Annotated in this window: 8 protein-coding genes and 1 pseudogene; 4 read left to right on the top strand and 5 right to left on the bottom strand. The window is 70.3% G+C overall.

All coding sequences use genetic code 11. The features are described from left to right. Nucleotides 1–33: 33 nt before the first annotated feature. Nucleotides 34–828, top strand: a complete 795-nt coding sequence (locus VT85_RS07665; protein WP_068412861.1) for a hypothetical protein — start codon at nt 34–36, stop codon at nt 826–828. A 41-nt stretch (nt 829–869) separates the two neighbouring features. Beyond that, a complete protein-coding gene (locus VT85_RS27445; RefSeq protein WP_068412859.1) occupies nt 870–1,733 on the top strand; it encodes a hypothetical protein in 864 nt (287 codons plus the stop codon). Between the two features lie 7 nt (nt 1,734–1,740). On the opposite strand, the gene VT85_RS07655 is transcribed toward VT85_RS27445, so the two are convergent. Further along, on the bottom strand, nt 1,741–3,657 hold the full coding sequence (locus VT85_RS07655) for an Ig-like domain-containing protein (protein WP_068412857.1): 1,917 nt from the start codon (nt 3,655–3,657) through the stop codon (nt 1,741–1,743). Between the two features lie 251 nt (nt 3,658–3,908). Here VT85_RS07655 and VT85_RS07650 point away from each other — a divergent pair, with 251 nt between their 5' ends. Further along, a complete protein-coding gene (locus tag VT85_RS07650) occupies nt 3,909–4,526 on the top strand; it encodes a hypothetical protein (RefSeq protein ID WP_156512731.1) in 618 nt (205 codons plus the stop codon). A gap of 104 nt (nt 4,527–4,630) precedes the next feature. On the opposite strand, the gene VT85_RS07645 is transcribed toward VT85_RS07650, so the two are convergent. Both VT85_RS07645 and VT85_RS27440 read right to left on the bottom strand, forming a co-directional pair. Next, on the bottom strand, nt 4,631–7,147 hold the full coding sequence (locus VT85_RS07645) for a bifunctional YncE family protein/alkaline phosphatase family protein (protein WP_068412851.1): 2,517 nt from the start codon (nt 7,145–7,147) through the stop codon (nt 4,631–4,633). Between the two features lie 583 nt (nt 7,148–7,730). Continuing rightward, nucleotides 7,731–8,039: pseudogene (locus tag VT85_RS27440) on the bottom strand (type II secretion system protein); the annotation flags it as partial. 398 nt (nt 8,040–8,437) lie between these two features. Between VT85_RS27440 and VT85_RS07635 the strand changes: the two are divergent. Further along, nucleotides 8,438–9,670 carry a DUF362 domain-containing protein gene (locus VT85_RS07635; protein WP_068412842.1) on the top strand — a complete coding sequence of 411 codons (1,233 nt, stop codon included), beginning with the start codon at nt 8,438–8,440 and terminating at the stop codon, nt 9,668–9,670. Here VT85_RS07635 and VT85_RS07630 read toward each other — a convergent pair. Further along, a complete protein-coding gene (locus tag VT85_RS07630; protein WP_068412840.1) occupies nt 9,660–10,748 on the bottom strand; it encodes a vWA domain-containing protein in 1,089 nt (362 codons plus the stop codon). The genes VT85_RS07635 and VT85_RS07630 overlap by 11 nt on opposite strands. Further along, complete coding sequence (locus tag VT85_RS07625; RefSeq protein WP_068412838.1) at nt 10,745–12,268, bottom strand: FHA domain-containing protein; 1,524 nt, start codon at nt 12,266–12,268, stop codon at nt 10,745–10,747. The genes VT85_RS07630 and VT85_RS07625 overlap by 4 nt, the downstream gene beginning before the upstream one ends. Nucleotides 12,269–12,271: the final 3 nt, after the last annotated feature.

The raw sequence follows: 12,271 nt of genomic DNA, 5'->3' as shown, positions 1-12,271 counted from the left end.
ATTTTTCGGTCGATCCGGGCGAGGAGGTGACGGATGAGGCGCAGAGAGTGGATCACGATCTCGGCGGCCGGCCTGACGGTCGGGCTCGCCGCAGCGGCCGACGACCGCGTGCGGCTCCGCACTCGCGTGAAGTGCGTGCCCGGAATCCCGGCGCGGGATTATCAGTATCGCGACTTCTCGGCCACGGCCTTCGCCGTGAGCGCGGCGGCCGTCGCGCTCGCCCCTTTCCCGGCGGTCGCCCGGCTCCGGGCGTTCGAGTCCCGCGTGGTCGCCGCGAAGGGAGAGCCGTTCGTCGTGTCGGGCCTGGAGGCGGCCTCGGAGGCCTTCCCGGCCGTGCCGACACCCGGCGTCCGTGCGAACATGTTCCAGTTCATTGATCCGACCTCGCTCCGGATCGACCACTGCATGATCTCCGAGATGGCGGCGGTGATCGACGAGGAGGGCCAGTGGGTGGTCAGCCTCCGCGCCGACCAGAACCCGATCCTGGTCCGTCGCCGCGAGGGCCTCATCGATCAGGTCGTGGTGGACGACGTTCGCGAGTCGGTCCTCCAGACCAACCAGTTCCTTCGGAATCTGTTCCACGTTCGCGTCTTCGGCTACGCCGCGCCGGCGTCTCGCGCGGCGACCCCCGCCGTGGGCGTGACCGACCCGGCCGTGTTCGAGGCGACGATCCCCCCCTTCTGGGTCCAGCGAGGCCGCCCGCGTCGGATGCGCTGGACGGGCTCGATGGATGCGGTCCAGGCCGCGCGGGCTTACGGGCTGGTAGATCGGATCGGCGTCGAATTCTCCTATCAGATGCAGCCGGGACTCCGGGCGGATCGTCCTTGAGTCGGGTCGCGCGGGATCGTCGTCCCGGGAGGGAGCTCGTCATGGCTCGTCGCACGCTGGTCTGCGCCTTGTCGATCGCCTGCTGGTGGGGCGCGGCGTCGGGAGCGTCGGCGCAGTCGTTGCTCCGATCGTCGCTCGGGTCCGCCGGCCACGGCCCGCCGCGATCGGCCCCGGTGCCGCCCGGGCAGGAGATCGAGATGCTCGACCCCAACGCCGACCCGGTGGGGAATCCGGCCGTCGAGCTGACGCCTGGGCCGGACGGGCGCATGCTCGTCGACGTCCCGCGCCTGGTGCTGGTGCATCGCTACTACTATTCGGGCGACCGATCGTTCCAGTTCAAGATGATGCCGGGCGGCCCCTGCATCCTCGTCGTGAACCACCCGAGGACCGGCGAGCGGCTCTACCTTGAGGCCACCTTGCCGCCGGGCGCGCCTCGCGTCTATTACGACGCCGGCTCGATCGAGTACGACTATGGCCCGCAAGGGATCAAGATCTTCTTCGGCACGGGCAAGCACGGCCCGCCGAAGATCGTCTATCGCCAGGGGGCGAGGGGGGGCGTGATCGGCCGCCTGAGCGAAAGCGGCGCGACGCGGATGAAGGAGGCGGGCGCTCGCCAGCGGGACGAGGCCAACGGCGTGAACCGCATCGAGGGGGCCCCAGAGCCCGATCGTCGGCTGGGCGATCGGAGCCGTCGCCTCCTCGCCGGCGCGAGGCAGGGCCTCCGCGAAGCCCGTCGCACCGCGACCGACGGCGCCTCGCGGGCACTCCGCGCCACCCCGCTGGGCAGCCTCGCCGAGCAGGCCCACCAGGAGGGAGCCGCGCAGACCCAGGCCCGAGCCGAGGAGGCGAGGCTCACCGAACCTGCCGCCCTCGACGCGCAGCCGACCGTCCAACGGGAGAATTGAGCCGACCTCAACCCCGGCCGGCGAATCGCGGCGGCGCCGCCCGTCGGGGCTGAGGCCTGGCCTTCTGGTTGTTGATGAGCTTGGCGATGAAGTTGCCCCCGGGGACCCCGTCGCCCGACGGCAAGGCCCCGGTGAATTCGCCATCAAGCGCGTTCCCCGCCCGATCCACGACCCCTCCGGAACGGACCTGGAACATGTAGCGCCCGCGCGACCAACGTCGGCCCTCGCCACCGCCGAAGTCGAGCTGGATCGTGTACGCCGAGGCGTCGCTGTAGAATCCCGAAATCGCCGGCGACTGGAACGGATTCTGCCCTCCCCCGCGGCCCGGATGCACGCCGATGATCGTCGACGGTGGGATCACGGTGTAATTGGTCGGATCCTGCGCCGAGGACTCGTCCAGCCCGGCCCCGACGTCGCTTATGACGGTCGTGATCGTGCCGTTCTTGGGGTTGAACGCCAGTCCGTGGACCCTCGGACCGATCGTGTCGATCGTCAAGGAGTCGACCAGCACGACCGGCTGGCTCGGCGAGCCCTTGGAGGGGGTCTGCACGGCCGTCACCGAATAGACGCCGTCGGGCAGGAACGCCGAAGTGAGCGACCACGTCCCGTCGCCGCCGGCGATCGCCTGGCCGAGCAGCCGCGTCTCCGTGGGCCAGGACGACGCCCGCACGGCGTAAAGCTGCACGACCGCCCAGGGCGTCGACGAGCCCAGGAAGGTCGGCCTGCTGACGTTCGTCACCCCGTCCGAACCGGAAACGCCGCTGTCGCTGGACGGAGCCAGGCCGCCCGTCAACGGGGCGACGAGCCGGCCCACGCCGGCCGTCGCGAGCGAGACGACCGTCTGCTTGCGGATGCCGTCCTCGATGGTCACCCGGACGGGGAACTCCCCCGCGACGGCGTAGGTATGCGTGTCCTTGACCTCGAAGCTCCCCCCTTCAACCTCCTGGACCACGCCGTTCGTCTGGGCCGTCCCGTCGCCCCAATCGATCGTGGCGGTGAAGTCGGCGGCCTTCGCGCCGGGGGCCGTCGAGGTGAACCGGGCTACCGCCGGGGTCGCCGGTACGCCCGGCTGCGCGGCGAACGACGAGGCGGTCAGGCTGATCGAGGGGGTGCCGATCGTGGCGGTGGCGAGAACCCTGGCCGAGGTGTTGCGGACGTGGTCCACCACCGTCGTCGTAACGGGGTAGGAGCCGGCGACGGGATAGGTGTGAAAGCCGAGCACCTGGAAGCCCGAATCGCCGGCCGGCTGCACCACGGCCTCCTGAGTCGTCCCGTCGCCCCAATCGATCAGAGCGGTGAAATTCCCCGCCTGGACCTCGGCCGGAGGCGCGGTGGACTTGAAGGTGGCGACCGTGTCGTTGAACAAGCCGCCGGGCTCGGCGGTAATCGCCAAAGCGACGACCTCGATGGGCTGAGCGGCGATGGTCGCCGTGGCGAGCGAGGCCCCTGATATCCCAGTGCCGCCCGACACGGTCGTCCTGATTGCGTAGGAACCGGGGCCGGAATAGGAGTACGCGCCGACGACCTCGAATTCCCCGCCATCCGCCGCCCGGACGACGGCGTTGGTGGTCGTTCCGGGGCCCCAGTCGATCGTGGCGGTGAAGTCCGCGGCCCTGGCTTCGGGGTCGCTCGATTGGAACGTCGCGACCACGCCGTTGAACAGCCCTCCGGCCTTGGTGGAGACGTCCAGGCCCGTCACGCTGATCGTCGAGGAGGGGTCGAGGGCCGGGATGGCCCGGGGGAGCGCGACCCTCTCGACGACGCCGTGGGCGACGAGCCCGAACGCGGCCAGGAGCTCTCGACGCTCGACGCGTTCGGCGGTCGGCCGGAACCGCCGCGATCGTCGGCCTCGCCCCCCGCTCCGGCGAGCGGACGTGGCGGCGGCGCTGGCGGAATCGTTCGATCCGTCGTGACCGGAATGCATGGCGGCGTCTCCCTACGCGAACTCCAGGTGATCGCGCGCGCCGTCGCGCCCGGATCGAGGGGCCGGATCGTCGGCGGGCCGCTCCTCGGCGGTCGGCCCTCGGCGCCTCGTCGCAAATCTATCTCATGAACGCCGACGCCGACGGTCGAAAACCAGGAACGGGCGTCGCGATGCGCGGGTCGTGCGGAAAAGCATGACTCTGTGTGGATGCGGCCCGTGGGATGGATCGGGAACGTTCTGAGGAGGATGAGATGCGACGGACGCACCGACTGACCCCCACGCTCACGGAACCGCTCGAACCTCGGGTGGTCCTCAGCGGGGGGATCGCCATCGCGCCGGCGGCCGTCGCGCCCCTGAACCTCTCGGGGCGCGTGAGCAAGTTGAACGTGGCCGCCATCGAGCGGGTGAATCAGGCGTACGACTCGTTCGCGCAGGACTACCTCTCGGCCCTCGGCGCCTACTTCGACGACGGCTCCGGCGCGAACCCGGCCGAGGGTGGGGCCCTGGGCGCGACCTATTTCCGCCGCCTGGTCGAGCAGCGGATCAGCCTGCTCTCCGAGCAGTTGACCCAGGTTTTCGTCCAGCTGCCCAGGGCCACCAAGCAGGTCTCCTCGGGGGCGCCGCAAGGCTCGATCGCCCTCCAGTCGTTCCTCCGCTCTCGGGTCTCCGGGAACGGCGTCAGCTCCCTCCAGCGCAACCTCGTCGGCCCTCCGAATTCCACCAACGTGATCCCGCCCGCCGACTCGCCCCAGAACGTCGCCACCCTCTACACGGCCAGCTCCCTGAACGCGATCGAGACCGCTCGCGCGGCGACGGTCAACGCGACGGGCTACCTGATCCGCGGGACCTTCTCGCACGGCCGACGCTGATCCAGATTCCGCATCGGACGGGCGCAGCGACGAGGCCGGTGGGGCGTCGGGCAACGCATCCCACCGGCCTTCGATCGAAAGGGTTCCGCGATCACGGCCTGCGCTCAGCGCGGGGCGTTGCGGAGGGCCCGGTAGGCGATCGCTCGCCTCACGGCCGGGGGCTGGGGAGCGTCCGCGCCCTTGACGGCGTGCCAGAGGATCTCGTTCAGCTCGAAGTCGTCGATCCGGTCGTACTCGCTGAAGTCCATCTTCGACGACCGCTCGGCCCCGTAGGCGAGGGGCGAGTTCCGGGCTTCGAGGTCGATCCGGGCCGGCAGGTGGTCGTAAGGCGTGAGGTCGGCGACGTCGGTGAACGACTCGAACATCGGCCGCGCGGCCGCGTCGAACTGGCTCAGCGGGGGCAGGCCCAGGATCAGCTCCATGGTCCGGATCATGCTGACCGTCTGGTACTGGGTGCTGTCCAGGTGCTGGCGCTTGGTGTAGGGGCTGACGACCAGGCCGACGGTGCGGTGGGCGTCGACGTGGTCGGGGCCGTTCTGCGCGTCGTCCTCGATGACGAAGATGGCCGTCTCCTTCCAGTACCTCGACTTGCTCACCGCGTCGACGAGCCGGCCGAGGGCCAGGTCGTTGCTGGCCACGCAGGCCTCCGGCGTGAACGCGCCGGGGGTGGTCCCCGAGGTGTGATCCTCGCCCAGGCTCATGACGATGAACCGGGGTAGGCTGTCGTTCTTCTCGAACTCGCGGAATTCGCGGAGGAACTCCTCGACGTTGTCGGTGTCGCGGGCGCGGCCGCCCGGTTCCTTGGGGATGCCGAAATTGGGGGCCATGTGGCCGACGAGGCCCGGCACGGAGGCCTCGATCTTGACGGTCCCGTCCGGCTCGCTCACCCGCCGACCGGCTTCCCGATAGCTGCGATAAGTCAGCCCCGCGCGGGCGCAGGCGTCCCAGATGTAGCCCGAGGGGGCCTTCGTCAGGTTGCCCTCGTCGTCGTCGTCGATCCCCTCGCGGCGCGAGTAGGTGAGCATCCAGTCGCGGGCGACGTAGTCGGTGTTGTAGGCCATCGTCGACCAGGGGTGGCCGTCGCGCGAGACCTGGCCGTTGCAGTAGAGGTTGTCCAGCAGGACGAACTCCTCGGCCAGCTTGTGGTGGTTGGGTGTGACCTCGCGGCCGAACATCACCAGGTTGGGGTCGCCGTTGCCCTTCTCGATGTCGCCGAAGACCTGGTCGTACGTCCGGTTCTCCTTGATGATGTAGATGACGTGCTTGATCGGCGACGGGTCGCCGACCTTGGTCGGGATCGCCGTCTTGACCGGATGCGGGGCGTCGACCAGCAGCTCGTCGGAGTACGGGCAGTTCTTGTAGACCTGCTCGGTGTAGGCCGCGAGCGCCTTCTCGTCGGGGATCGGCACGACCGAGAGCGCGCCCGAGAGCGTGGTGCCGATGTAGGGGAAGCGCCGGCCTCTCCCCCCCTTGGGCTTGGCGGCGTCGGGCTCAGCGAAGAGCGGGTTGGCCCGGGTCTGGTTCCCCTTACCGACGCCGACGAGGAGACTCTCGCCGTCGGGGGTGACGGCGACGGCGGTCGGGTACCAGCCGGTCGGGATGAAGCCCTTGATCCCGCTCTTGCCCGGCACGGCGACGTCGACGACGGCCACGCAGTTGTTATCGGCGTTGGCGACGTAGAGGGTCTCGCCGTCGGGGCTGACGGCCACCGCGTCGGGCGTGCTCCCCTCGGGGGCCCGGGGGAACAGGCTCGTCATGATCGTCTCGACGACGTATCCCGCCTTCGTGTCGATCACCGAGACGCTGTTGCTGGATGCGCAGGCGACGAAGATCCGGTCGTCCTTGGGGTGGACGGCGATCTGGTTGGGATGCTCGCCGACGCCGATCCGGGCGACGACCCGGAGGTCGGACGGGTCGAGCGCCAGCACGGCGCGGCCGGCCCAGTCGGAGACGTAGAGCCGGGAGCCGTTGCGGGCGACGGCCACGTCGTAGGGCCGACCGCCGATCTCCGCGATGCGATCCGGGGCCTTGCCGGTGAGGTCCGCGGCCATGATCGTCCCGGCCTCGACGCCGAGCGTGTAAAGGACCTTGGCGGACGGGTCGAACGTGACCCCGCCCGTGAAGTCCTTGCGCCTCGCGAGCGCGTTTCGCTCCTGCTTGGTCAGGGCCGAGTCGTCGGGCTCGGCCGGGCTGGTTCGCTCCAACTCGCTCGCTTTCAGGTTGAAGGTGTGGAGAAGCCCGCTCCCGCCGCCGGCCCACCAGAGCCGGTCGGTGGCCGGGTCGTGCGCCAGGCCGAACCAGCTCTGGCGGACGTTCTGGCGGGCGACGACCTTCTTCTTCTCGAGGTCGATCAGGCTGAGGTCGTGGTCGTTGTATCCGCTGTTGGAGACCAGGACGCGCTTGCCGTCGGCCAGGGGTAGGATGTTGAGCGGCAGGTCGGGCAGTACCACCTGCTCGCCGGCGGGGGTGATGGTCCAGCCGTTGGGGAGCAGGTAGCCCCCCTCGACCGGCCCTGCGGTCCGGGGGGCCGTGACCTTGTCCTGGGCCGCCAGGAGGAGGGGAAGGGCCAGGACGGCCGTCGCGGAGAGCGCGGCGGCCAGGAGGCGCGAGGCGTGGGGCATGGAGTCTTCCTCGGCTCGATTGAGCGGCTTGGCGGAAGGTCGCCGGACGGCCGTCGCGGCCGGTCCGCATGGGGCGGCCGTCGACCGCCGACCTACGGGGCCGGGGGCGATCGCCCGCCGTTCGAAGTTACCGGGTTCTGGGCCGGGGCCGCGAGGGCTGCCCCTTCAGTTCGAAGTCGGGCAGGTCGTTCGACGCTTCGACGATCCTCGCTTGCAGTTCCGTGGTCTTCGGATTGGTGTAGCGGCCTCCGAGGCGATCGGGCTCCTCTTCGGCCTCGGAATCGCCCGACGGATCGACGCCAGGCCCTCCGGCGACGGCGACCGCATACTCGCCGGCTGGGGCCCCGTCGGACGTCTGGTACGTCGGGAGCTCGAAGGACCCGTCGGCGGCGGTGTACGCGGTCGGGCGGGGAAGGTTCGGCTCGCCGGCCCTGGGATGGAAGGCGACGAACGCCGCGTCGGCCGGCTTCCCGTCGACGAGGATCTTGCCCCTGGCCGCGTGCACGGGAAGGCGGGCGACTTCCCCCTCACCGCATCCCAGGCCGGCGAGGAGGGCCGGCGCGAGGAGCAGGAGGACGGCCCAGCCGTGCTCGACCCATTGGGCCTGCGGCAGCGTGTTGCCACCCCCGGCCACGTTGATGTTCAGCTTGAGGAAAGGGGCGTCGACGGCCGCCGGCGGAAGGAACGCGTTCGCCGACTCGAAATTGTGGATCCCCAGGCCGATCTGCTTCAGGTTGTTGGTGCACTGGGCGCGTCGGGCGGCCTCGCGCGCCGACTGCGCGGCCGGCAACAGCAGCGCGATCAGGACGGGGATGACGGCGATCACCACCGGAAGCTCGATCAACGTGAAGCCCGGGCTGGTCGGGCGGCGCCCTGGGAGATGAAGCTCGATCAGCGGAACGTCCTCGGCTGGGTGGTTGCGGCTGAATCATTTCGGAGAGGGTGCACGGTAACTCTTTTGGGCCTGGAGTTTCGTGAAGTGGAAATGAATGTTGCGGGAAGCGCTGGCCAGGCGCGCCTCGACCGCAACGGCCGACGGGAGCCTACTCAAGCCGGCCCGCAACCAAGCTCGGCCGCGGCCGTCGGCCCGCCGGGCGGCCGGATTTTCTGATGGACTGAGGATCATTGGTCGACATATCCTGGATCGCGTGGACCGCCCCGGCCCGAATCGGCCGGCAGCGGTCGCACGTCCCTGGACGGCCGGATTGCAGGATGGACGCGGCGTCGGCATTCGCCCCCGCGGCCCGGCGCCCTCACCCGAATGACCCTGGACACGAAGGACGAGAGCCGATGAGCGACCGTTATCCTTGCGGCACGTTGAAGCGTCGTGGCTTCCTGGGCGCGGCGGCCGCGGCCGCCGGGGCGGGCTGGCTGGGCGGGAAGTCGAGCCGCGCCGACGAGCCGAAGTCCGTCGTCGGCGCGACGGCCCACGGGCCGAAGGCCGCGCCCAGCAAGTTCGACCTGCCCGGCCTCTACCCCGGCCGCGTGGTCGAGGTCAAAAATCCGGCCATGATCCGCGAGGGCAAGAAGGACCGCGAGGCCATCAAGGTCAGCCTCGATCGCGGGCTCAAGGAACTGACCGGCGCGGACGACGCGGTCGAGGGCTGGCGCACCTTCTTCGAGCCCGGCGACGTCGTCGGCATCAAGGTCGTCCCCAACGGCTTCCCCCACGCCTACTCCTCGCACGAGCTGGTGCTGGAGACCATCGAGGGCCTCAAGGCGGCCGGCGTGAAGACCTCCGACATCTTCGTCTTCGAGCGGTTCCGCTCCGAGATGATGCAGGCCGGATACGACAAGATCCTCCCGGCCGGAATCCGCTGGGGCGGGCTGACCGCCACCGGGGCCCCCCAGATCGCGCTCGAATTCGAGGGCTTCAAGGACGATCCGGTCGCCGGCTACGACCGCGACGCCTTCATCCAGATGGACCTCGTCCACTACGGCGACGATCCCAAGGACGACCGCCAGTATCGCTCCCACCTGGGCAAGCTGCTGACCAAGGTCGTCAACAAGGTCGTGGCGATCCCCTGCCTCAAGGACCACCGCTCGGCGGGCGTCACCGGGGCCCTGAAGAACATCAGCCACGGCTCGGTCAACAACGTGGCGCGGTCGCACGCCAACAACTTCACCAACGTCTGCAACCAGTTCATCCCGCAGGTCGTCAGCCACCCGATCCTCAAGTCCAAGTTCGTCCTCCAGATCATGGACGGCGTGCGCGGGGTGTATCATGGCGGGCCGACCTCCGTGCAGGACGGCCGCTGGACCTGGGACAACAACGCCCTGCTCTTCGCCACCGACGCCGTGGCCATGGACCGGGTGGAGTGGAAGCTCATCGACGCCCGTCGCGCCGCCGAGAACCTGCCGCCGGTCGCCGCCTCGGGCAAGACGGCCCTCGACCCGACCGGCATCGAGGGGTTCGACGTCCGACAGCCCCAGCACATCGCCCTGGCGGCGACGCTCGGCCTCGGCACCTACCTCTTCGAAGGCAAGGGCCCCCTCATCCGCCACGACGTCGTCACGGTCTGATCGACGCCGACCCCGGCCTTCGCCTCAGCCGCGCCGGCAGGAACGCCAGCGCGGCGAGGCCCCCGGCCAGGGCCAGAAACAAGGGCGACCAACCCGACGCCGGCACGACCATGCCGGGGATGAAGACGGCCGTCTCCCCCGCCTTGCGGCTCCCCCGGTGGAAGATTTGCACCGGGCGGAGCGTCCCGTCCGGGATCCGTCGATCGCTCTGGTAGACCAGCGAGTAACCCGCCCCCAGCCGCTCGGCGATCGCCTCGTAGACCTTCCGCAATTCGTCGGATCGGCGCGAGGGGTAGTATTCCCCTCGGGTCTCCTTGGCCAGCTTCTCCAGCTCCCGGCCGGCGATCGCCTGCTCGTCGCCCAGTCCCAGGGTGTAGATCGGCAGGCCGAGCCGGCGCGCCTCGGTCGCGTTCTCGTCGAGCGTGGTCACGCTCGAGGTGTCCTGGCCGTCGGTCAGGGCGATCACCACGCGGCGCCCGGACTGCTCCTGGAGCAGGTCGAGGGCCATCGCGACCGCGTCGTAGAACCGCGTCGGCCCGTCGGCGAACAGGTCGTCGACCGCGCGGCGGATCTTCTCGCGATCGGTCGTGAACGGCCGGATCAGTTCGACCTGGCCGCTGAACGCCACCACGGCCACCTTCGAGCCCTGCGGCATCTTCTCGACGAACCGCTCGACGGCCCCCTTGAGCGAGGCCAGCCGCGCCTCCTCGTTCATGCTGCCGCTCCGGTCGACGACCAGGACGATCGTCGTCGGCACGTTCTCCTTGGTCAGCGGCGCCTGGAACTCCAGGATCGGCCGCTCCTTCCCCTCCTCCGTCACCCAGAACTCGTCCTTCTTCGCGTCGCGGACGAACGTCCCGTCCGGCTTGCGCAGCTCGAACTGCACGCCGATCTTCGGGAAGTCGTCCTGTCTCGCCCCGGTGACGACGACGTTCAGATCATCGGGAGTCCCGGGCTCGGCCGTCGGCTCCAGGTCCTGGGCGCGGGCGATGTTCAGACAGGTGACGGCGATCAGGAAGCCGGCGAGCCAGCCCCCCCGCCCCGATCGCGTTTCGATTCGGCTCGGGTGATCGATCATGGCCGCTCCTCCCTCCTCGGCGGGAATGCCAGGCACGAGACGCCCGCGAGGGCCAGCCCCAGGGCCAGGGCGGCGAAGAACGGCGAGCCGAAAATGGGCTCGACGCTGCGGATCGTCGCGAAGATCAAGGACGACGCCAGGACCCCGACCACCACGCCGGCGAACGTCGACGCGATCGCGTCGAGGAAGCCCCCGCGCGATCCGACGGCCCAGCCGATCATCCCTCCGACCAGCGCGGGCAGGGCCGAGGCCCCGACGAGCCGGAGCTCTCCCCCGCTCGCCAGGAACGGCAGCCGGTTCCCCAGCCCGATCAGGCCTCGGAGGATCAGCAGCGTCAGCGGGAACGTCCAGAGCCTCCGGGCGATGGAGAGCCCCTCCAGGCGCTCGCCGAGGGAGAGGATCGGCGACCAGCCCGGCCCGGACCCGACCGTCGCGTCGGGGCCTTCGGGGATTTTCTCGCTCCTCGGCCGCTCGACCCGGACCCCCACCCGTCGCGTCTTCCCACCGGCAACGACCACGATCGCGCCGAGCGTCACGTCGAAGGCGTCTTCGGGGGGCTCGATCTCCACGACGATCTCGGTCTCGTCGATGGTCAGGAGGGGCTTGGCTCGCCACTCGGGGGCCAGCCGGATCGCGTCGGGCATCCCGGCCGCAGGCTCGATCGCCACGGTCGGCCGGAGGATGCGATAGCCGACGTTGGCGATCCGAAGCGACCGTCGCACCATGCCGCCGACGGCGACGGCGGGGATGACCAAAGCGTCCGGGTGGACGTCCAGTTCCGGCGCGGACGGCCGCGTGGTCGGCAGTCGGCCGAGCCAGTCGTCGAGCGTCTCATCGGCCGTCCAGCCTGGCTCGCGACGCGGCAGGAGGTCTCCCCGGCCCGTCTTCCGAAGGTGCTCGCCCAGGCGGCCCGAGGCCAGCTCGTCGCGGATCATCGCCCATCGCTGGGAGGAGATCGTCAGGAAGTCGTCCCAGCTCCGGGATGTCGAGCCGTCAGGGAAGATGTAAGGCGCGGCGAGGGGGGCCGTGCGCGAGGCCGGCGGCCGGGCCGGTTCGGGCTTCGGCGGCTGCGGCGGGGGCGCGGCTTTCGCCCTGGGCCCGCTCGTCGTCGCCGTGGGCGCGGGAGGAGGCGCGGGCCGCGCCGGCTTCTCGGATTCGGGATTGCTCGCATGTTCATGCTTGATCACGAGCTGGACGGCGCCGACCTGGACGACGTCGCCGGGGGCGAGCGCCCGATCCTGGCCGCTGAACAGCCGCTGGCGGTTGACGAAGGTGCCGCCGGGGCTGTCGAGGTCGCGGATGGACAGGCCGTCTCGGGTCCGGTCGCGGACGATCGCGGCCTGGCGCACCGCCATCCGGCGCGGCGATTCGCCCTCCTGATCGGCGAGGCTCAGGTAGGCCGGGGCCCAGGGCCCGTTGCCGATCGTGGTCTCGTCGCGATCGAGGTCGTACCGCCGGCCGGGCTCGCGCCCCTTGGCGATCTCCAGGATCCATCGGGTCTTGGTGGCGGTCGTGGCCATGGG

Origin of the sequence: Planctomyces sp. SH-PL62, assembly GCF_001610895.1 — a bacterium.
Classification (GTDB): Bacteria; Planctomycetota; Planctomycetia; order Isosphaerales; family Isosphaeraceae; genus Paludisphaera.
This window is presented reverse-complemented; position numbering and strand designations above follow the sequence as displayed.